The organism is Sphingobium sp. Ant17 (assembly GCF_000588875.1).
Classification (GTDB): Bacteria; Pseudomonadota; Alphaproteobacteria; order Sphingomonadales; family Sphingomonadaceae; genus Sphingobium.
Genome location: NZ_JEMV01000020.1, coordinates 48,519 through 70,344, shown reverse-complemented (window position 1 = coordinate 70,344; position 21,826 = coordinate 48,519). Strand labels below are relative to the sequence as shown.

Sequence of the window (21,826 nt, the reverse complement as noted above, 5' to 3'; positions counted from 1 at the left end):
GACCTAAACCGTCTCGGCCCGGCGACTGCCCCCTTGGTCTTGACCGGGGCTTCCTCTATGGCGGCAAACGTCTTGCCACTAAGGAAGCCGATTTGATCCTGGACCTTGCCGCCGCCGCTTCGAGCGCCATCCGTTTCGAGGATCTGGGGCTTAGTCCCATTGCCCTCGACCTCGGGTTCTTCACGCTGAAATGGTATAGCCTCGCCTATCTGGCGGGCATATTGATCGGCTATTGGTATCTGCTGCGGCTGATCGCCCAGCCCGGATCGCCGATGGCCCGGCGGCATGCCGACGACATGATCTTCTATGCGACGCTGGGCATCATCATCGGCGGGCGGCTCGCCTATGTGATCTTCTATCAGCCCGAAATCCTGCAAAACCCGCTCGATATCCTCAAACTCTGGAATGGCGGCATGTCCTTCCACGGCGGCGCGGCGGGCGTGTCGCTCGGCATCCTCTACATGGCGCGCAAGGAGAAGCTCTCCTGGCTGCGCATCCATGATTATGTCGCCTGTTGCGTACCCTTCGGCCTGTTCTTCGGCCGTCTCGCCAATTTCGTGAATGGCGAATTGTGGGGCAAGGAAACCGATGGGCCTTGGGGCATCATCTTTCCCACCGGTGGGCCGTTCCCGCGTCATCCCAGCCAACTCTATGAAGCCGCGCTGGAGGGGGCTGTGCTGTTCGCCATCCTCGCCTTCGCCTTCTGGCGCACCCGCGCGCGCTATCAACCGGGGATGTTGGTCGGCATCTTCCTGCTCGGCTATGGCTGCTTCCGCTTTGGCGTCGAATATGTGCGCGAGGCCGATGCCCAGTTGATGGAGTTCGCCGCGCGTACCGGCCTGCATATGGGCCAGTGGCTGTGCGTGCCCATGATCCTGGGCGGGCTCTACCTCGTCTTCACCGCCAAGGGGCGCCGCGTGCGGGTGGAGCCGATCGCGGGCAGCGCGAGTGTCAGCTGAACCGCTGTCCCTGGCGGAACGACTGACGCGGCAGATTGCGGCGGGCGGGCCGATCTCGGTCGCCCACTATATGGCCGAATCGAACCAGCATTATTATGCGACCCGCGATCCGCTGGGGCTGGAAGGCGACTTCACCACTGCGCCTGAAATCAGCCAGATGTTCGGCGAGCTGGTGGGCTTGTGCCTGGCCGATGTCTGGATGCGGTCGGGGCGGCGGCCCGGCGCGCTCTATGCCGAGCTGGGGCCGGGGCGCGGCACGCTGGCGGCCGATGCGCTGCGGGCGATGGAGCGCGCAGCGCTCGCCCCGCGCGTCCATTGCGTCGAGACCAGCCCCGTCCTGCGGGACCGGCAACGCGGGCTGATCCCCCATGTCACCCATCATGACAGTATCGATAGCCTGCCCCATGAAGGGCCGCTGCTGGTCGTCGCCAATGAATTTTTCGATGCCCTGCCGGTCCGCCAATGCATCCGCGTCGGTGACGAGTGGCGCGAACGGGTGGTGATCCGGCGCGAAGCGGATGCCGTCTTTCTGCCGGTGCCCGGCTATCGCCGCATTGACTCCGGCCTGCCGCCGATCGCCGCGCAGGCGCAGGATGGCGCAATCATCGAAACGCCGATCGTTGGGGCTGGCATAGCCTATGCCCTGGCGCAGCGCATCGCCAAGCAGGGCGGGGCGGCGATCATCATCGACTATGGCTATGAAGGGCCGCTGCTGGGTGACACGTTGCAGGCGGTCAAGGCGCACCAGTTCGCCGATCCCTTCACCGATCCGGGCGAGGTGGACCTGACCACCCATGTCGATTTTAGCGTTATTGGCAATATGGCGCGGCAGGCGGGGCTGCGGGTCCATGGCACTGTGGGGCAGGGCGATTTCCTGCGGCAATTGGGGATCGATCCGCGCGCCGAGCAACTGGCCCGCGTAACGCCCATGCGCGCGGCGGAGATCGAGGCGGCACGGGTGCGGCTGACCGATGAAGAGGCGATGGGCACGTTGTTCCGGGTGATGGCCTGGACCCATCCCGACTGGGCCGATCCGGCGGGCTTTACGGCCTGATATCAATCGTCCTGGTGATAGCGGCCCAGGCGACGGATGAAGCCAATGAGGCCGGTCTGGCGGCTACGCTTCATGCGTTCGGCGTGGAGGATAGTCTGCACCCGGCTGAAACAATCATCGGCATCGACATTGCACAGCACATAATCATAGCCGTCCCAATGCGCGATTTCGCCTGCTGCGCGGGCCATGCGGCCTTCGATCACGGCATTGCTGTCGGTGCCGCGCCCGCGCAGGCGGCGTTCCAGTTCCTCCATCGACGGCGGCAGGATGAAAATGCGGACGACATCGCCCCCGGCAATCTGGTGCAATTGCTGTGCGCCCTGCCAGTCGATGTCGAACAGCACGTCCTTGCCGGACTTGAGCATCGCTTCCACCGGCGCCCGGGGCGTGCCGTAGCGTTGACCAAAGACATGCGCCCATTCGAGAAATTCATGGTCGGCCGTCATCTGGCGGAACACTTCCAGATCGACGAAATGATAGTCTTTGCCATCGACTTCGCCGGGACGCATCGGCCGGGTGGTGGCGGAAACGGACATCGAAAGGTCGGGTTCGGCGGCGAGCAATTTGCGCGCGATCGTGGACTTGCCCGCGCCCGAAGGCGAGGACAGAACGAAGAGAACGCCACGGCGCTGGAAATCGGGCGTTTCGATCGGGATATGCTCGGCCATGCCCGCTAGTGACGCTTGCAACGCATTTTGGCAAGAGGCGGGATCAGGATAGCAGGACCCGGCAGTCGGCGCTTCAGCCTTCGCGGGTCTTGCGCGCGCTGTCGATCGGGATTGGTTCGCCGCTCATGTCGGGCAGCAACTTGGCGGCGCGCTTGCGGTCCACCTCGCGCTTGGCCTCATAAAGTTTGCCCGCCATATAGGCACCGGTCACGAACAATGCGCCCGCAGGATGGCGCATGATGACCCGCTTTGCCCCCATGCCCGCGACCAGGCCCAATATGCCCGCCTTGCCGGTGGCTGCAGCGACGCGGGTCGCCACCACGGTCGCGCCGACGCGGGCGACCTTTCGCAAAATGCCTGCGCGCTTGGGCGGGCGGACGGTCACGAGCGGGGCGGAGGGGGTGCGCGGCTTCTTCATAGAGGGTTAATGTATCGGACGCCTGCGGGTTCCGCCATATCGATCTTGATCACACCATATTTTCCGGCCGGACTAATGCATCGAAGGTCGCCTCATCCACCAGCCCCAGTTCCAGCCCGGCTTCCCTGAGCGTCTGACCGCTTTTGTGGGCATGTTTGGCAATGGCGGCCGCCTGGTCATAGCCGATCGCAGGGGCAAGCGCGGTGACCAGCATCAGCGAGCGATCGACCAGTTCGGCGATCCGCTCTTCGTTCGCCTCCATCCCCTCGACACAGCGTTCGGCAAAACTGTCCATGCCGACGGCAAGCAGATGGATCGAGCGCAGCACCGCGGCGCCGATCATCGGCTTGAACACATTGAGTTCCAGATGCCCCTGCATGCCGCCCACGGTCACCGCCTGATGATTGCCTATCACCTGCGCGGCCACCATCGTGAGCATCTCGCACTGGGTCGGATTGACCTTGCCCGGCATGATCGAGCTGCCCGGCTCATTGGCAGGCAGGTCCAGTTCGCCAAGGCCCGAACGGGGACCAGAGCCAAGCAGTCGAATGTCGTTGGCGATCTTGGTCAGCGCGACAGCCAGCGTGGCGAGGGTGGAAGAGAGGTGAACCAGCGGATCGTTGGATGCCAGCGCTTCGAACTTATTGTCGGCGGTGCGGAAGGGGAGCCCGGTGATCGCCGCAATCTCCGCCGCGACCGCGACGTCGAAGCCCTTGGGCGCGTTGAGCCCGGTGCCGACCGCCGTGCCGCCCTGCGCCAGCGCCATCATGCCATGCATCGCGGCCGGTTCGATCCGCTTCTTGGCGCGATAGAGTTGATGGGCGTATCCCGAAAATTCCTGCCCGAGCGTCAGCGGCGTCGCATCCTGCAAATGGGTGCGGCCGATCTTGACGATGCTTGCCCAGGCCTGCGCTTGGCATCGAGCGCGGCATGCAGCCGATCGAGCGCCGGGAACAGGGCATTTACGACCGCCTGCGCTGCCGCGATATGCAGCGCGGTGGGGAAGCTGTCGTTGGAGGATTGACCGAAGTTCACACCGTCGTTGGGATGCACCGGCACCTTGCCGCCACGGGTGCCGGTGAGCGCTTCATTGGCGATCCCGGCGATCACTTCATTGACGTTCATATTGGTCTGCGTGCCGCTGCCGGTCTGCCAGATGACGAGCGGAAACTGGTCGTCATAGTCGCCCGCCGCGACCGCCGCCGCCGCCGTCTCGATCGCGTCGGCTTGGACGGCGTCCAGCCCATGATGGCGGTTCACCCTGGCTGCGGCCTGCTTCACGATCGCCATCGCATGAATGATGCCGATCGGCATGCGTTCGGTGTCGCCGAAAGGGAAATTCTCGATGCTCCGCTGCGTCTGCGCCCCCCAATAGGCGGCGGCGGGAACATCGATCGGGCCGATGCTATCGGTTTCGGTGCGGGTGGCGGGCATGGGCGATGCCTTTCGGTTCAGGGTTTGCGATTGTGCGTGCGGACTTTTGGTAACGTGATGACAATCGGCGGAAAATAATATGGCGCGCAGCGTAGGGGCCGCGCAGGATCAAAACAGTGACGCATACATGGGAAGGTAGCGTTGGCGGACGGTGTAGGACAGGGGGATTATGCAGGGTAAAAGCCAGCGTCGGGATTTTGTCCTGACCCTGAAATAGGTCTCCATTAAGCATTCCCCTTCCGCGCGGCCGGTACGATATAGTCCGCCAGCAAGGCGTGCAGTTCCGCAATATGGCTTTCGGCACGCGGATGCGGCGCGCTGTCCGACGTCATCACGACGGTCAGGTTCAGGCTGGGAACGATATAGAGCATCTGGCCGCCATAGCCCCAGGCGAAATGGACGCGATGGCCAGCCGCCTCGCTCGCGAACCAGCCAAAACCATAGCCATTGCCGCTCCAGGGCGAAACGCCGCGTGGCCGCCAGCTATCGGCAATCCATGTTTCGGACAGGATCTGCCGTCCATCGACGCGGCCCCCATTCCGATATAATTCGCCGAAGCGGGCAAGCCCGCGCGGCGACATCAGCATGTCATTGCCACCAAAGGCGATACCCTGCGGATCGCGCGCCCAAGAGGGAATCTGGATACCCAGCGGCTTGCCCAGCCATTCGCGGGCCAGCCTATCGGTCCCGCGCCCCGTCGTCCGGGTCAATATGGCGGACAGGAGGTGTGAGTTGCCCGTCGAATAGAGCATCACGCCCCCTGGTTCCTCCACGAACGGGCGGGACAGGGCATAGCGGACCCAGTTGGGACTGGTGACCCATGCGCCATAATATTGGCCCGACGTGCGTTGGAGGCCAGACTGCATCGACAGCAGATGGCCAATGGTAATCCGGGACAGGCGCGGATCGGGGTTGGCGGGCAGGTCGGCCTTGAGCAGGGGCGCGACCGGTTGATCGATGCCGTCCAACATATCACGATCGATCGCCATGCCGACGAGCGCGGATATGACGGTCTTGGATGCCGACTTGATGTTCACCGGCCGGTCGAGCGCCGGCCCGTCATGGAAACGATGGGCAGCCTCTTCTGTCCCATCGCGCAGGATGAGGAGCGACCGCAGCCTGGGCAAGGCTTCGGCCTTGGCCACTGCGGCGGCGATCAATGTGGGGTCCAGCCCGCGTGTCGCCGTGGCGGCGGCGGGTGTGCCGGGTGCGGTTGCATTGGGCTCCGACGCATTGGCGGCGGGATCAGGGGCGCAACTGGCCAGCACCAGCATCAACGCCGCCACGCATACGGTTCGCCGCGTCATGGCGTAGCAGCCGGGCGCGACACTTCGCCCAATAGCGCAGCCTCGAATGCGGCCGGGTCTTCGACCTGCGGCGAATGGCCAAGGTTGGGAAGCCGGACAAGGCGCGCGTCGCGAAACTGCGATACCGCATCATCCGCCGCCTGCGGCACCTTGCGGATCTGCGACCGCATGGATTCAGGCGCGGTATTGGCCCGAAATGCGGTTTCGTCCCGCTGACCGATGATGAGCGACACCGGCACCTTCACATCCTTCAATTCGGCGGCAACCGGCTGGGTCTCGATCATGTCCGACAATCGCGCCTGCGCGTCGCGCACGATAGCGCCGTCGGGGCTGGCATATTGCCCGGCCAGCATGGCCACCCAGCGATCATAGTCGGCGCGCCATTGGCCATGATAATAGGTACGCAATTGATAGGCCTTGATCGACGCGGCGTCGGTCTTCTGCTCCTCCGCCCGCAAGATGCCGAGGTCGCTATAGGGCACGCCCTCCGCCAACGTATCGTTCAGGCCCAGGGGATTGACCAGCACCAGCCGGTCGATGCGATCGGGGTAGGTCAGCGCGAAGCGAATGCCCAATATGCCGCCGGTCGAATGGCCCACCATCGTCACCTTGTCCGCACCTGCCCGCTCCAAAAGGCCTGCAGTCAGCGCTGCCAGCGCATGGAAGCTATATTGATAGCCTGCCGGTTTGGAGGATTTACAGAAGCCGACCTGATCCGGGACGATTACGCGATAGCCCTTGGCCGCGAGCGTGCGGGCGGTGTGCCCCCACGTCGCTGCACAGAAATTTTTGCCGTGCAGCAGGACAAGGGTGCGGCCATTGGCGCGCGCGGTGGGCGCAATGTTCATATAGGCCATGCGCACGGTGCCGCCCTGCGACGGTGCCTCATGCCATTTGACCGGGAAGGGATAGGCGAACCGTTCGAGATTGGCGCCAAGCGGCACCGTTTGCGCGATGGCGGGCGCAGCAGTGGCCACCAGCGCAGCGGCAAGGACGGCGCGCAAAATCATTGGGCTTGTTTCCGCACCAGCCAGATGCGGCCACCCGCGTCATCGGCCACCAGCAATTCGCTCTTCGCCGTCTTTTGCAGGCTGACGGGGCGACCATAGACGATCTGCGCGTCGGCATCGCCCAGAAAACCGGTTAGGAACGGCTGGGGCGCGGCGGGTTTGTCGCCTAAGAAGGGCACAAGCACGACATCATAACCCGACAGGTCGATCGGTTCCACGACCCATGCCGCGCGACCAGCGCGCCTGGCGCAAAACCTTCCGGTGCAAATAGCAGTCCCAGTGCCGCGACATGCGATCCCACCGCCTGATCCGGCACGATTGCGCGCGCCACGAGCGCGGGCGCTTCGCCCTTGCGGCGCGGATCCACATGCTGGCCGAAATAGCTATAGGGCCAGCCGTAAAAGCCGCCCTCCTTCACGCTGGTGATATAGTCGGGCACCAGATCATCGCCCAGGCCATCGCGTTCGTTCACCGCCGTCCACAGCGTCTTGCCATCGGGTGCCCAATCCATCCCGACCGGATTGCGCAGCCCGGACGCGAACAGGTGGCTCTTGCCGCTGGCGATATCATAGGCGTGGATTGCGGCGCGGCCCTTTTCTTCCTCCATGCCTCTTTCCGCGACATTGCTCGCCGAACCCACTGAGATGAACAATGTGCGGCCATCCGCGCTGGGCAACAGGTTGCGGGTCCAGTGATTATTATAGCCCCCGGCTGGAAGCGGCATCGCTGTGGTCGGCGCGGCGTCGATCGTCGTATCGCCCGGCGTGAAGGGAAAATGCACCAGGCCATCGGTATTGGCGACATAGAGCTTCCCGTCGATGGCGGCCATGCCGAACGGCTGGTTGAGATCATCGACCAGGATCGTGCGCCAGTCCGCGACACCATCCCCGTCCGTATCGCGCAGCAGGGTTATCCGGTTCGCGCTCGTGCCGGCGGCCAGCGATACCGCCTGCCCCTTGATCTTGTCCGGAGCCTTTTCGGCGTCCATGTTGAAGATGGTCTTGGCTTCCGCCACCAACACATCGCCATTGGACAGCACCAGCATCTGGCGCGGATAATCCAGGCTGCGGGCGAATTCGACCACCTCATAGCCATTGGGCGCGGTCGGCGTAACGCCATCGGGCCAGCCTGTGACAACGGGATAATTGGTGACGGCGTGGCTCGTATCGGGCGGTGGCAGCTTTGGCGCGGATTGTCCGAGGACCGGGGATGCCAAGGCACCTGTTAGAAACAAACTGGAAATAATGGCGATTTTCATGGGTTTCTGCTTCCCTTCCGACAGTTATCGGAAGAGCGCACCGGGCCGGGCTGAGTTCCGCCGGACAAAGGATGGGAGCGGCCAAAACTCGAAGATCGACCGATGGGACGCGTCTTGTGCCTGCGATCCCCCGGCAATCGACAGCGCGCAGCCCTGTCATGCATGCCAGGTCCAGAGTAGAGGGACAAAATATCCCATGAGCCTTCAGCAACAGGCGCGCCATTGTTCCATGTCATGGTGATGCCCGCCTGTTACAGTGCGGACGTTCACTCGGGCCTCGCCGGTGATCCTGCCAGGCGATAGCCGACACCGGGCTCATTCATGATCAGTTTCGGCCGGGATGGATCGGCTTCGACCTTCTTGCGCAACGCGCGGATGGCGACGCGCAGATAATCGACGTCGTCGCGGTGGGCAGGCCCCCAGACGGTTTCAAGCAGCGTCTTGTGCGTAAGGACGCGGCCGGGTTTTTCGCACAGCGCCCATAGCAGGTCGAACTCGCGCGGCGTGAGGGCAACCGCCGCGCCATTCATGTCCACGATATGGGCGTCGCGATCGATGCTGCCACCCTCGAACGCGCGCCGTTGCGGGTCGATCCGGTTGCCGGTCTTGCGGCGAAGCGCCGATCGTATGCGTGCCAGAAGTTCAGCACTGTCGAAGGGCTTGGTCACGAAATCGTCGGCACCCAAGTCCAGCGCCGCCACCTTTTCGTCGGTAGCGTCGCGGGCGGTCAGGATGATGACGGCCAATCCCGCGTCCACAAGTTGGGGGATGATCTCCAGCCCGTCGCGATCCGGCAGACCCAGATCAAGCAGGGCCACCAGCGGATGGGGCTGAATGGCGGCGAGGCGCAACGCTTCGGCGGCACTGCCCGCCTCGACATGGGTTAGTCCTGTCCGTTCGAGCGCACCCACCAGCAATCGGCAGATCGCGGGTTCATCCTCGACGATCAGGACATCCTTATGCATCGACAATTTTTCCTTCCGCTTCCCCCTTGCGGGGCGCAGGCAAGAGAATCTCGAACACCGCGCCACCGCCCGCGCGGTTACCGGCTATGATCGTGCCGCCCACCGCTTCGGTGAAATTCTTGGCGATCCACAGGCCAAGGCCGGAGCCGCCGACCCGGTCGCTGCCTTCGAGCCGGTGAAAGCGATCGAACAACGCTTCTGTATCGACTGGCAGACCGGGGCCGCAATCCAGCACGCGACACAGGACGTCTTGGTCTTGGCAGAGCAACTCGACCTCTACCTGCGTCGTGGCAGGCGAAAATTTGAGCGCATTGTCGATCAGGTTGATCAACACATGCCGCAGCAGCAGGGGATCGCTGGACACGAAGGGACAATCGCTGTCGATCCGCGTTGTGACACGCGCACCTGCCTGGTCCTGGCGCAGCGCATGCAATACGTCAGCGATGATGTCGGTCAGGTCGATGCTTTCCCAACGCGGTTCGATCGCCCCATGTTCGATCCGGGACGCCTCCAGCAGATCGTTGAGGAAGCGCTGAAGCCGCCGGGATTCGGCGCGGGCGATGCGGACCTCTTCGGCGAAAGCGCCCTGCGCCGGGATGGCCTCCGTCGCGGCGATCACGGCTGTCAGCGGTGTGCGCAGGTCATGCGCGATGCTGCCGAGCAGGGCACCGCGCAGGCGGTCCCGCTCGCGCAACGTGTCCACCTGCCGCGCCTGGCCCTCCAGCACGATGCGTTCATGCGCCAACGCCGTCTGATCGACCAGGGAGGCAAGCATGACCGCATCGTCCGGCCGGATGATCCGCTCTTGCGAAGGCCGCGCCAGTCCCAACGCGCCCATGGTGCCGAGTGACGTCTTGAGCGGGTGGAACTGCCAGTCGGAGGCGTTCAACGTGCCAGTGTCGCGGCCCGTAGGTACGCCCTGCTCCAGCGCCCAGCGGACCGCCGCCTCGTCGATCATGTCGATCCGGCGATAGGCGTCATTGCCGCGCACGACGATATCGCCATCCTCGATCGTGATGATGACCGCCTCGACATCGAGCAGGCTGCCGATTTCGCGGCAAGCTACCCGCGCTGTCTCTTCCTTTGCCGACAATCCCCCCATCAAGCCCGCAAAGCGCGCGAGCGATGCATTGAGGCGCGCGACCCCCGCGCTCGTTTCGGCTTGCCGCCGGATGCGCCCGGCGAGCCAGCCAACCACGGTCGCGACCAACGCCAGCACCGCAAAGGTGATGACATTCTGGGGGTCGTCGATGGTGAGCGTATGGAGGGGCGGGATGAAGAAGAAATTATAGCAGAGCGCAGCCCAGACCGCCGACCATAGGCCGGCGCGCAGTCGCAGGACCGTCGCTGATAGGATCACGGGGACCAGCAGCAGCAGGTCGATCGCGCCAAAAGGGAGCCAGGGCTGGACCAGGTGCAGCAGGGCAACGGTGGTAGCGACGATCGCCAGCGCCACCATATCGTCGCGCGCGAACATCGTTTCCTGCGGCTTGTCCGGTCGTTCGTCCGCATCGGTGAGCGGCACGACATGCACCGCAACACCTTGCGCCTTGCGGATCACGTCCTGGGCGATCGACCCATGCCGCCATTCGAACCAACGCGACCGGCGGCTCTTGCCGATCACAATCTGGCTGGCCCGCAGCTGCCTTGCCTGATCGACCAGGGCTTCCCCGACATGGTCGGCCGCCACCGTCATTAGCGACGCGCCGAGCGACGCCGCTAACGCCAGATTGTCGGCCAACTGCTCGCGCTGCGCGCCGACGATCGCGCGCGCCCGGCCGCTTTCCACCACAACGGCGGTCCAGGGCGCATGGAACATGTCGGCCATACGTTTGGCATGGCGGACCACTTGCGCCCCGCCTCTGCCGGGGCTGACCGCGACCATCAGCCGCTCGCCAGCGACGAAATCGCGTTCCTCTCCGGTCGTGCGAAGTTGATCGGTCAAGCGTCGATCGACGCTGCGGGCGGCAAAGCGCAGGGCCAGTTCGCGCAACGCCGCCAGCTTGGTGGGTGTGAAGAAGTTGGACAGCGCCCGCCCGGCCGTATCGGGCAGATAGATTTTGCCCGCCGCCAATCGTTCGATCAAGGCATCGGGGGGTAAATCGACGATGATCAGTTCGGCATCGTCCAATATCTGGTCGGGCACGGTTTCCCGCACGCGGATATGGGTGAAGCCCGCCACGACATCGTTGAGGCTTTCGATATGCTGGATGTTGACCGTGGTGGCGACATCGATGCCTGCCGCCAGCAATTCCTCCACATCCTGCCACCGCTTGGGGTGTCGGCTGCCCGGCGCATTGCTATGCGCCAGCTCATCGACCAAAATCAGCCCCGGACGCCGTCCAATCGCGGCGTCGATGTCGAACTCGTCCAGCGCATGACCCTGATGATCGACGCGATGGCGCGGCAGAATGTGCAGCGGTTCGAGCAGTAGGGCCGTTTCGCTGCGACCATGCGTTTCCGCCACGCCGACGACGACGTCCACACCCTCCGCCTGCCGCCGCGCCGCATCCTGTAACATGCGATAGGTTTTGCCGACGCCCGGCGCAGCACCCAGATAGACGGTCAGACGCCCTCTCTGCTCCTGGCGCGCCAGCCGCAGATAATGGTCGGCATCCGTGTCGGGGGAGGGCTGGGTCATGACTTGCTCTGCTCTATGGGGTCAGGCGATCCAGCGCCAGATTGAGTTGCAACACATTCACGATGGGGTCGGGTGCGAAGGGGCCACCGGGTACGATCATGCTGTCATCGATGAGTTGCTGCACCTTGGCGGCGGCGATCCCGCGCGCACGCGCCACCCGCTGCACCTGATATAGGGCGCCGGCGCGCGAGATATGCGGGTCCAGTCCACCGCCCGACGCGGCAACCAGGTCGGCCGGAACGGGATTGGCGGGCGTGGCGCCGTAGCGCGCGACGGTTTCGGCGGCCCGCTTGGCCAGGGCCTCGCTGGTCGGCGACAGGTTGCTACCGGCCGCCCCCATAGCGTCATAATCGGCGGCGGAGGGGCGCGGCCAGAAATAGCGATCGGACGTGAAATTCTGGGCGACCAGTTCGCTGCCGACCGCTCGACCATCGATCGTGATGATCGATCCATTGGCCCGGAACGGCGCGACGCTCTGCGCAAAGGCAAGAACGAACAGCGAGTAGCCGACAACGCAGACAAGCAGCGTCACCAGCCACAGGCGGAGCGAGGGGATGAGATAGGTCATTGATCATAATCCTTTTGACCAAATGGTCGCTTAGCGCATCAATGTCACATGTTCGGCGATCGGGCCGAGCGCGGCAGCGGGGAAGAAGGTCAGCGCGCCGAAGATCAAGATGGTGATCACCAGCATGATGCCGAAACTGCCGCCCTCGACGCTCAGCGTGCCCGCGCTTTCCGCACTGCGCTTCTTGGCCATCAGCGATCCGACGATCGCCAGCGGCACGATGATCGGCAAATAGCGTCCGATCAGCATGACCAACCCGGTGGCGATGTTCCAGGGCACCCTATTGTCGCCCAACCCTTCGAAACCCGAACCATTATTCGCGCCTGCGGAGCTGAATTCGTAGAGGATTTCGGAAAAGCCATGCGCGCCGACATTGTTCAGCGTCGCCTGCCCCCAGGCGGTCGCCGCGAACAAGGCAGTGCCGCCCAATATGAGCAGGGCGTGGCTGAACAGCGCCAGGATGGCGAGCCGCATTTCGCCACCCTCGACCTTGTGACCCAGATATTCGGGCGTCCGCCCCACCATCATCCCGGCAATGAAGACGGCCACGACAATGTAGAGGACCATGTTGATCATCCCCACGCCGACCCCGCCAAAGGTGGCGTTGAGCCACATGCCGACCATCGGCATCAGGCCGGTGAGGGGATTGAGGCTATCATGCATGGCCGCGACCGACCCATTGCTGGTCGAGGTGGTCAGCACCGCCCAGAGTGGTCCGGTCGTGGCACCAAGGCGCAATTCCTTGCCCTCCAAATTGCCGACATTCTGCATCACCGGCAGATGGACGAAGGCCTGGGTCGGCACGGCTTCGAAGGCGACCGATCCGCCGATCTTCAACAGCAGGAAGGCAAGCATGACGGCGAAGATCACACCGGCATGTTTCATTCGCCCGATGATCCGCCCGAACATCCACACGCAAGCCATGGGGATGATGATGATGGCGATCATCGAAAAGCCGTTCGACCAGAAGTTCGGGTTTTCCAGCGGGTGTGTCGAGTTGGGACCAAAGAAGCCGCCGCCATTGGTGCCCAATTGCTTGATCGCCACGAACGCGGCGGCAGGTCCACGTGCGATCGTCTGCGCCGCGCCCTCCAGCGTCGTTGCATGGGCCGCGCCTTCGAAAGTCATCGGCACGCCGCTCAGCGCCAGCACCAGCGCGACGATAATCGCCAGGGGCAAAAGCACGCAAAAGGTCGCGCGTTGCAGGTCGAGGAAGAAGTTGCCCATGCTTGCTTGTCCGGCGATCCCACGGGCCAGGGCTGCCAATGCAGCGATCCCGGTAGCGGCCGACACGAATTGCAGCCACATCAGCCCGCCGAGCTGGGCGAGATAGCTCCAGCTGCTTTCACCGGAATAATGCTGCAAATTGGTGTTGGTGGTGAAGGACGCCGCCGTGTTGAACACCAGGTCGAGCGATGCGGCGCTCTGGCCATCAGGGTTGAGCGGCAACCAATGCTGCGTCGCCAGAAGTGCAAAAACGAACACGAACATCAGGGCATTGAACGCCAGCAGCGCGATCGAATATTGCTTCCAGTCCTGCTGCGGCGCGCGTCCCGCGACCCGCACGAACAGGCCATCGGCGTGCGCGAAGCGCCCCGAAAACAGTGCCGCCATATAGTGACCGAGCGGCCAGGACAGCAGCGCCGCGCCGCCGACGATCAGGATGATGGTGAGAATGGCTGTGAACATGATCTGGTCCTTTCCCGCTCAAACCAGGCCGAGGCCGGCGATGGCGAGGTCGATGAGCTTGATGCCGATAAAGGGTGCGATCACGCCGCCCGCGCCATAGACGCCCAGATTGTGCAGCAACTGGCTGGCCGCAGGCATCGGCCGATACGCCACGCCCCGGAGCGCCAATGGCACCAGCAGCGGAATGATGAGCGCGTTGAAGATGATCGCCGAGAGGATGGCGCTTGACGGGCTGGCCAGCCCCATCAGATTGAGCACGCCAAGCGAGGGGTAGAGCACCACGAAAATGGCGGGCAGGATCGCAAAATATTTGGCGACATCATTGGCGATCGAGAAGGTGGTGAGCGCGCCGCGCGTCATCAACAACTGCTTGCCGATGCCCACCACCTCGATCAGCTTGGTCGGATCGCTGTCCAGGTCGACCATGTTGCCCGCCTCGCGCGCCGCCTGCGTGCCGGTATTCATCGCGACGCCGACATCGGATTGGGCCAGCGCGGGCGCATCATTGGTGCCATCGCCGCACATGGCGACCAGCTTGCCCTCCGCCTGCTCCTTACGGATATAGGCGAGCTTATCCTCCGGCGTCGCTTCGGCCAGGAAGTCATCGACCCCTGCCTCCGCTGCAATGGCGGCCGCCGTCAGTGGATTGTCGCCCGTGATCATGACCGTGCGGATGCCCATGCGCCGCAACTCGCCAAAACGTTCGCGGATGCCCGCTTTGATCACATCCTTGAGGTGCACCGCGCCCAGCAGCCGGTCATTCTCCACGACCGCCAGCGGCGTGCCGCCCGCCTGCGCGATACGGTCGGTAATCTTTCGCAGCGCGCGCACGACATCCTCGGGGAAGTCGCCCAGCTTGAGCACCGCGTCCACCGCGCCCTTGCGGATGCTCCGGCCGGGCAGGTCGATCCCGCTCACCCGCGTTTGCGCGGTAAAGGAGACAGGGACCGCGTCGGCGGATAGGGCGTCGCCGTCCCCCGCCAGCGTCACGATCGACCGACCCTCAGGCGTGGTGTCGGACAGGCTGGCCATCCGCGCGGCGGCAATCAGGTCCGCCTGCGCCACGCCGGGCAGTGGCACGAACTCGCTCGCCTGCCGGTCGCCGATCGTGATCGTGCCGGTCTTGTCGAGCAGCAAGGTGCCGATATCGCCCGCCGCCTCGACAGCCCGGCCCGATTTGGCCAGCACGTTGAAACGGATCAGCCGGTCCATGCCCGCAATGCCGATGGCGGACAGCAGCCCCGATATGGTGGTGGGGATCAGCGCGACGAACAGCGCGATCAGCACCGGCACGGAGAGCACGCCGCCTGCATAAGCGGCAAAGGCCGGGAGTGTCCCGACTGCGACGAGAAAGATCAGCGTCAGTCCCGTGAGCAGGATCGTCAGCGCAATCTCATTGGGCGTCTTCTGACGGCTCGCCCCTTCCACCAGCGCGATCATCCGGTCGAGAAAGCCACTGCCCGGTTCCGCTGTCACCTTGACCCGGATTTCGTCGGACAGGACGGTGGTGCCAGCCGTAACGGCCGACCGGTCGCCGCCTGCCTCGCGGATGACCGGCGCACTTTCGCCCGTGATCGCGGCTTCATTGACGGAGGCGACACCGGCAAAGACTTCGCCATCGGCCGGGATCTGCCTGCCCTGCGTGACCAGCACCACATCGCCTTGCCGCAATTGCGTGGCCGGAACCTCCTCGGTCGCGCCATTTTTCCCGATGCGCAGCGCGACGAGTTGGTCCTTGGTCGCGCGCAAGCTCTGTGCCTGCGCCTTGCCACGCTCCTCTGCCAGCGCTTCGGCGAAATTGCCGAACAACACGGTCAGCCACAACCAGAATATGAGTTGCGCCTCGAACGCCAGATCGCCCGTACCGGCGATCATGTGGCGCAGCAGAATGATGGTCGCGACCATCGCAACGATGGCCGTGGTGAACATCACCGGATTGCGCACGAGCGTCCTGGGATCGAGCTTGATGAACGCATCGCGGACCGCAGGCAGCAGCAGCGCGCGCTCGAACAGCGAGGGGGTGGCCATCAGAAACGCTCCGGCCTGATCAGCACGGCGGTCAGATAGCCCAGCAGGCCCAACGCCACCAGACCAGCAAGGGCAAAGTCGAACGTCATGGAAAGACTCCTTTTCATCGGAGCCGACGATCGTCGCTATGTGCGTGAACTATCGATGGGGGTTTGCACCGCTGGCCATTAAAATGGCGTGAAAAGACTTGATCATGCCGCACTGCCAGAATGACCGATGAATCATTTTCAAGCCATGACGCAGCAGGATCAACAATGGCAGCTTTCGGATGCTGGTTGCAAACAGCGGGTCGAACCTGTTCCTCCAACCGTTTGGGGCTTCCCGCTGCGTTCCATATCGCCGCTCAGATTGTTCGGCGCAGCGTGATCCGTGTCAGTTCGCTGGGACGGCGCAACCGCATGGCAAAGCCGGGCCATATCCCCGTGCCGTTGTTCACATAGAGTACCATGCCATCGACCGTATAGAGGCCCGACACGAACCCGTCATTCCCCAGCGCGACGAGCCGGTCCAACCCAGGCATCAAGCCGCCATGGGTATGCCCGGACAGCTGGAGGGCGACGCCACGCGCGGCCGTCCTTCGCGCCGACCCGGGCTGATGGTCGAGGAGGAGAATGGGCATGGCCTTCGGTGCGTTGGCCAGTGCGGCGGACAAGTCCGGTGGCGGCATACCGGTAGCCGGTGCCGTCACATCCGTCACGCCAGCAAGAAGGACGTGGCTGTGGTCTCGCTCAAGAATAACATGTTTGTTCGCGAGCAGGTGCATGCCCATGGCTGCAAAATGCCGCATCCACTCCTGATAACCGAGGAAATATTCGTGGTTGCCCGGACTCATATAGACCCCGTCGCGTGCGCGCAGGTCGCGCAGCGGCTCGACATCGGCCCGGCGCATGGCGAGGCTGCCGTCGATGACATCGCCGGTGACGACGATCAGGTCGACATTGAGCGCATTGGTGCGATCGACGACGGCACGGGTCCAGGCGGCGGGAAATAGGCGACTGATGTGCAGGTCGGTCAGTTGGACCAGAGTGTAGCCGTCGAACTGCGGCGGTAGCCCTGTAATGCCGATTTCCACATCCTTGAGCGAAGGCACCCGCGTAGCGTTACACACGGCGATGGCGGCAAGGAGAGCGGCGAGCGCAGCCATCATGTAGCGCAGCTCGTCAGCCATCGTTCCTGCTCGCCCTGGAACCAGCCACAGCGCGAACAGGGCGACATCGGCGAGCAACTGCATCAGCGCGAGGAACAGGATGGTCCCGCTCGCCCAGTTGAACAGCAAGATGATGGCGCGGGGGAACTCCGGCGCGAAAACAGAGCCTGACGACAGCTTGCTCCAATATTGGAACTGGGAGGCGGCGAGCATCAGGATGGCAACGACCAGCTTGACCGCCAGCGGCCATGGGAGCGGCCATAGGACATGTGTGATGACCAGGATGGAGGGCAGCGCGAAGATCAGGTGAAAAATGAGGTTGGCTCCAGTGGCGCTGACGAGGATCGGCCTATGTGGCTACGTCCTTCAATCCGGCAACAGTTTGTCCAGCGTGATCGGCAGGTCGCGGATGCGTTTGCCGGTTGCATTGAACACCGCGTTTGCCACCGCTGCAGCGACTCCGGTGATGCCGATCTCGCCGATGCCGCGGGCGCCCAGCGGTGACCGGGGGTCGGGAATGCCGGTCCACATCACGTCGATCTGCGGCACATCGAGATGCGTGGGGATATGATAGTCGGCCAGCGACGCGTTCATGATCCGCCCGCTGCGTTCATCGAACAATGTCTCTTCCGTCAAGGCAAGGCCCAGGCCCATGATCATGCCGCCCCGAAACTGGCTGGCCGCCGTCTTGGGATTGAGGATCGTGCCGCAATCGAAAGAGCCCAACAACCGGTCGACGCGTACCTCCCCGGTGACGTCGCTGACGCGCAGTTCGCAGAATATGGCGGAGGAACTGTGCATGGCGAATTTGAACATTTCCAGCGGCATGCTACCCGCCGCCGTCACTGTCACATCCTCGCGCGCCGCCCGCGTCAGGATGGAGCGATAGCTTTCGCGCCGGGCCGGATCGGCGATGCTGGCGATCCCGCCGTCGGTGAGTTGCACCTCGCCCGCGCGCAGACCCGCAACCGGACTGGCATTTCCCGCCAAGCGCAATAGTTCGCCCGTCAGCTTTTCCGCGCCGGCGATGATTGCCCCGGCAATCGACACAGTCTGCGAGGAACCGCCTGCCATGGGTGCGGCAGGCAAGTCGGAATCGCCCAGTTCGAAATGGATCGCCTCCAGCGGCAGGCCAAGCCGGTCGGCTGCATGTTGCGCCGGAACCGTGGCCGTACCCATGCCCATTTCCTGCGCCGAGCAGGAAATGGTCGCCGATCCGTCGCTGCGCAGCGTGATCCGCACATTGGCACCGGGAATACGCGCATAGGGAAAGCTGCCGGTTGCACAGCCCATGCCGATCCGCCATTCGCCATCGCGCAACTTACCCGGCTCGGCTTGCCGTCGATCCCAACCGAACCGTTCGGCACCATCGGCATAGGCCTGTTTCAGTGCATGCTGGGAAAAGGGCGTGCCGGAGATCGGATGCCGCTGCGCGATGTTGCGCAGACGTAGGTCGAGCGGGTCGATACCCATAGCATGCGCCAGTTCGTCGACTGCGCTCTCGATGGCGAAGGTGCCGATCGCCTCGCCGGGCGCACGCATGAAGGTATTGGGCACGATATCGAGATCGACATGGCGCTGCACGAACTCGAAGCTCTTTGCATCATAGAGCGCGCGCGACCCCAGCGTATATTGTTCGGGGCAGGCACTATAGGGCGGCATCACCGAATAGCCGCTATGGACCAGCGCCGTGAACTTGCCCGCCGCGTCCGCGCCGATGGCCACACGCTGTTCCGACGGTGTGCGACCGCCGATGATACGATAGACACCCTCCCGGCTGAGCGTCAGCCGCACCGGACGACCGATCATCCGGGCCACGGCGATGGCGACAATCTGGTGATCCCACATCCCCTTGCCCCCGAAGCCGCCACCGACGAAGGGGGAGAGGACGCGAACCTGCTCCCTCTTGAGGCCAAACAGCTTGGCGAGCGCCGTGGCGCTCGGCGCGACCATCTGGGTCGTGTCGTGGACCAGCAGGGAACCGCCTTCCCATGCGGCGGTGACGGTATGGAGTTCGATGGCGTTATGATTATGGCCAGGCGTCCGATAGACATTGTCGATGCTGTGGGCCGCGCGCTCCAGTTCGCGCTCGGCATTGCCGACTAAGACATGGTTCTTCTCGATCAGGATCGAAGCGGGTGTCCGGGCGTCTGCTTTGGCTTCCTCCAAGACGGTCTTGGCGGGTTCTTCTGCATAGTCGATCGCGATGAGCGAAGCGGCGTGATCGGCCTGCTCCTGCGTTTCGGCAATCACCGCTGCGACGACCTGCCCATTATAGTGGATCCTTGCGTCCTGCATGATCGGCAGATCGCTGTTCCCGACAGCCGACATATCGGTCATGCCGATGAGGGTCAGCGTCCCGAGGCGTGGCATGGTTTGATGCGTGACTATTTGGATCACGCCTGGTTCTGCCTCCGCCGCGCTGGTATCCAGCCCCGCGATCCGGCCCCGCGTGATGGGACTATGCACCAGCGCGGCATAGGACAGCTGTTCCATGGCGACCTCCGCCGCGAAACGCGCCTCTCCCATGACCTTGAGCGGCCCGTCCAGGCGCGACGCCTGCCGCCCGATCGCGGCGCGGCGTTCGATCAGCGGGTCGGGCGTGCCGCCTGGAAGCCAGCCTGCGGGCACCCAGCCGATGACCGTCCTGACCGAACCGATGACGGCGTTCTGTATCTTGGTCATTGGACGTCTCCCGCCAGGTCTAGGAGCAGGGCGGACAACGTCCGTTTTGCCAGCCCATGTTTGAAGCCATTGCCCGGCAACAGCGCCGCCCCGGCGAACTCCGCCTCGAAGGCCGCCTCAATCGCGGCAGCGGACAACGCCCCGCCGCGCAACGCTGCCTCAATCTGGAAGGCGCGCCATGGCTTGGGGGCGATGCCACCGAACGCGACCCGGATGTCGTCGATGCCGCCCTGATGTATCGTCAACCCCGCAGCGACCGAGACGAGGGCAAAGGCATAGCTCGCCCGGTCCCGCACCTTGCGATAGGTGGATTTGGCAAAAAGCGGGGAAGCCGGAAGCGCGATCGCGACGATGATCTCGGAGGGATCGAGGACCGTTTCGACGTCGGGACGTTCGCCGGGCAGACGGTGCAAGTCGACCAGCGGAACGACACGCGCGCCGTCTGGCCCTGCGATATGGACCTGCGCGTCCAGAGCGGCGAGCGCGACGCACATGTCGGAGGGGTGGGTGGCGATGCAGGCTTCAGACCCCCCCAAGATCGCATGATAGCGGTTGAACCCGCCAATCGCATCGCAGCCGCTGCCCGGCGCCCGCTTGTTGCAGCGCGAGCCGGCGACATCGTTGAAATATAGGCACCGCGTCCGCTGCATCAGGTTGCCGCCGACCGTCGCCATGTTGCGGATCTGCGCAGAAGCACCGGCAAGGATTGCGCGTGCCAGCATCGGATAGTGGCTGCGCACCAGCGGATGCGCGGCGACCGCGCTATTGCTGGCGGCCGCGCCGATCATCAGGCTGCCATCATCCGCCTGCTTGATACTGTCCGACAAGGCGGTGACATCAATTAGTTGCGATGGCTGTTCCACGCCCTTGCGCATCAAATCGACCAGATTGGTGCCGCCACCAAGCAGGCGGGCACCCTGCGCGCCTCCCATCCGCACGGCGTCGCCGACCAACGACGCCCGGGCATAGGTCACAGGGGTCATGGCCGGTGCTCCCCTGCGACGGCATGATCGCATCGATGATCCCGTTGTGGGCGCCGCACCGGCACAGATTGCCGCTCATCCGCTCCTGCACCTCCTCTCGCGTCAGGACGATCCGATCCGTCGCGAGATCCGCCGTTAGGTAGCTTGGGATTCCCCCTGCGGCTTCGTCCAGCATAGCCGCCGCGGCGCAAATCTGGCCCGGGGTGCAATAGCCGCACTGAAAGCCGTCATGTTCGATGAAGGCGGCCTGTAGCGGATGCAAGGAATCCGCTGCGCCCAGCCCCTCGATCGTCGTGACGCACTTCCCATCCGCTTGCACTGCCAGGGTCAGGCAGGCCAACACCCGCTGGCCATCGATCAACACCGTGCAGGCACCACAGGCGCCCTGATTGCAGCCGACCTTAGTGCCAGTCAGGTGCAATTGCTCGCGCAGCAGGTCGGCGAGCGACACCCGCGCATCAAGCGGCACTGGCACTTCATCGCCATTGACCCATATCGTCATTGCGTTTCTCCCGATCCAGCTTCGCCGCTGCGACGTCACTCCCACCAAGATAGAACGAATTTCGTATTATTCAATCATCGTTATATACGATTTTTGCGATCATCGCGATAAACTGGTCCCGCTCGGCGGGCAGCAGCCGGTCCAGCATGAGCCGGTACATGTCGCGGTACATTTGCAGTTGAACTTCGACATAGGCTCGGCCTTCGTCGGACAGCCTTAAAGCCACGGCGCGGCGATCATCCTCCACCCGTTCGCGCTTGAGATAGCCGCGCTTGACCATGCGATCGGTCGCCGAAGAGATTGTCGTGTTTGCCGTGCCAAGGAATCGCGCCACGTCGCTCGGTCCGCAGGCCGGATGCTGGGCGACATAGAATAGGGTCTGTTTGTCGATTTCATTCAGCGGTTTCTCTACGCTAATCGCTTCGGCAAGCTTGTAGCGGCGCGTGAAGGTTTCAAACGCTGCGCCCAATGTGGCGAGTTGGCTATCGGTCGGCTTCGTCATAAGGGGCA

At 63.8% G+C, this 21,826-nt stretch carries 18 protein-coding genes and 2 pseudogenes; 2 read left to right on the top strand and 18 right to left on the bottom strand.

The window, feature by feature from the left end; genetic code table 11:
• Window positions 1–92 precede the first annotated feature (92 nt).
• Complete coding sequence (gene lgt, locus BF95_RS11045; protein WP_043151430.1) at window positions 93–959, top strand: prolipoprotein diacylglyceryl transferase; 867 nt, start codon at window positions 93–95, stop codon at window positions 957–959.
• Window positions 949–2,013 carry a class I SAM-dependent methyltransferase gene (locus BF95_RS11040; RefSeq protein ID WP_043151429.1) on the top strand — a complete coding sequence of 355 codons (1,065 nt, stop codon included), beginning with the start codon at window positions 949–951 and terminating at the stop codon, window positions 2,011–2,013. The genes lgt and BF95_RS11040 overlap by 11 nt, the downstream gene beginning before the upstream one ends.
• Before the next feature lie 2 nt (window positions 2,014–2,015).
• On the opposite strand, the gene gmk is transcribed toward BF95_RS11040, so the two are convergent.
• The 18 genes and pseudogenes from gmk to BF95_RS10960 all read right to left on the bottom strand — a co-directional run bounded on the left by gmk (window position 2,016) and on the right by BF95_RS10960 (window position 21,818).
• A complete protein-coding gene (gmk, locus tag BF95_RS11035; protein WP_043151428.1) occupies window positions 2,016–2,681 on the bottom strand; it encodes a guanylate kinase in 666 nt (221 codons plus the stop codon).
• Window positions 2,682–2,754: 73 nt separating this feature from the next.
• Entirely contained in the window at window positions 2,755–3,099 is a 345-nt protein-coding gene (locus tag BF95_RS11030; protein ID WP_043151427.1) for a hypothetical protein, read from the bottom strand.
• A 49-nt stretch (window positions 3,100–3,148) separates the two neighbouring features.
• Window positions 3,149–4,533 (bottom strand): annotated as a pseudogene (gene fumC, locus BF95_RS11025) (class II fumarate hydratase).
• 224 nt (window positions 4,534–4,757) lie between these two features.
• A complete protein-coding gene (locus BF95_RS11020; protein WP_043151426.1) occupies window positions 4,758–5,840 on the bottom strand; it encodes a serine hydrolase domain-containing protein in 1,083 nt (360 codons plus the stop codon).
• A complete protein-coding gene (locus BF95_RS11015; protein WP_043151425.1) occupies window positions 5,837–6,850 on the bottom strand; it encodes an alpha/beta fold hydrolase in 1,014 nt (337 codons plus the stop codon). Before BF95_RS11015 ends, BF95_RS11020 begins: the two co-directional genes overlap by 4 nt.
• Complete coding sequence (locus BF95_RS29065) at window positions 6,847–7,068, bottom strand: hypothetical protein (protein ID WP_235209692.1); 222 nt, start codon at window positions 7,066–7,068, stop codon at window positions 6,847–6,849. Before BF95_RS29065 ends, BF95_RS11015 begins: the two co-directional genes overlap by 4 nt.
• A complete protein-coding gene (locus BF95_RS11010) occupies window positions 7,017–8,108 on the bottom strand; it encodes a PQQ-dependent sugar dehydrogenase (protein ID WP_235209691.1) in 1,092 nt (363 codons plus the stop codon). Before BF95_RS11010 ends, BF95_RS29065 begins: the two co-directional genes overlap by 52 nt.
• A gap of 266 nt (window positions 8,109–8,374) precedes the next feature.
• On the bottom strand, window positions 8,375–9,073 hold the full coding sequence (locus tag BF95_RS11005) for a response regulator transcription factor (RefSeq protein ID WP_043151424.1): 699 nt from the start codon (window positions 9,071–9,073) through the stop codon (window positions 8,375–8,377).
• A complete protein-coding gene (locus tag BF95_RS11000) occupies window positions 9,066–11,714 on the bottom strand; it encodes a sensor histidine kinase (protein WP_051519965.1) in 2,649 nt (882 codons plus the stop codon). The genes BF95_RS11005 and BF95_RS11000 overlap by 8 nt, the downstream gene beginning before the upstream one ends.
• A gap of 13 nt (window positions 11,715–11,727) precedes the next feature.
• On the bottom strand, window positions 11,728–12,282 hold the full coding sequence (gene kdpC / locus BF95_RS10995) for a potassium-transporting ATPase subunit KdpC (protein ID WP_043151422.1): 555 nt from the start codon (window positions 12,280–12,282) through the stop codon (window positions 11,728–11,730).
• 30 nt (window positions 12,283–12,312) lie between these two features.
• Window positions 12,313–13,971, bottom strand: a complete 1,659-nt coding sequence (gene kdpA, locus BF95_RS10990; protein ID WP_200866939.1) for a potassium-transporting ATPase subunit KdpA — start codon at window positions 13,969–13,971, stop codon at window positions 12,313–12,315.
• A gap of 18 nt (window positions 13,972–13,989) precedes the next feature.
• Window positions 13,990–15,999, bottom strand: a complete 2,010-nt coding sequence (kdpB, locus tag BF95_RS10985; protein WP_043151421.1) for a potassium-transporting ATPase subunit KdpB — start codon at window positions 15,997–15,999, stop codon at window positions 13,990–13,992.
• Window positions 15,999–16,088 carry a K(+)-transporting ATPase subunit F gene (kdpF, locus tag BF95_RS26370; RefSeq protein ID WP_152542666.1) on the bottom strand — a complete coding sequence of 30 codons (90 nt, stop codon included), beginning with the start codon at window positions 16,086–16,088 and terminating at the stop codon, window positions 15,999–16,001. Before kdpF ends, kdpB begins: the two co-directional genes overlap by 1 nt.
• Window positions 16,089–16,342: 254 nt before the next feature.
• Complete coding sequence (locus BF95_RS10980; protein WP_235209690.1) at window positions 16,343–17,359, bottom strand: metallophosphoesterase; 1,017 nt, start codon at window positions 17,357–17,359, stop codon at window positions 16,343–16,345.
• 153 nt (window positions 17,360–17,512) lie between these two features.
• The gene (locus BF95_RS10975) at window positions 17,513–19,831 is read right to left on the bottom strand and encodes a xanthine dehydrogenase family protein molybdopterin-binding subunit (protein WP_043151418.1); all 2,319 of its coding nucleotides are present in this window, start codon (window positions 19,829–19,831) and stop codon (window positions 17,513–17,515) included.
• Window positions 19,828–20,814, bottom strand: a complete 987-nt coding sequence (locus tag BF95_RS10970; protein WP_043151416.1) for an FAD binding domain-containing protein — start codon at window positions 20,812–20,814, stop codon at window positions 19,828–19,830. The genes BF95_RS10975 and BF95_RS10970 overlap by 4 nt, the downstream gene beginning before the upstream one ends.
• A 25-nt stretch (window positions 20,815–20,839) precedes the next feature.
• A pseudogene (locus BF95_RS10965) lies at window positions 20,840–21,316 on the bottom strand (2Fe-2S iron-sulfur cluster-binding protein); the annotation flags it as partial.
• 70 nt (window positions 21,317–21,386) lie between these two features.
• On the bottom strand, window positions 21,387–21,818 hold the full coding sequence (locus BF95_RS10960) for a MarR family winged helix-turn-helix transcriptional regulator (RefSeq protein ID WP_043151415.1): 432 nt from the start codon (window positions 21,816–21,818) through the stop codon (window positions 21,387–21,389).
• Window positions 21,819–21,826 lie beyond the last annotated feature (8 nt).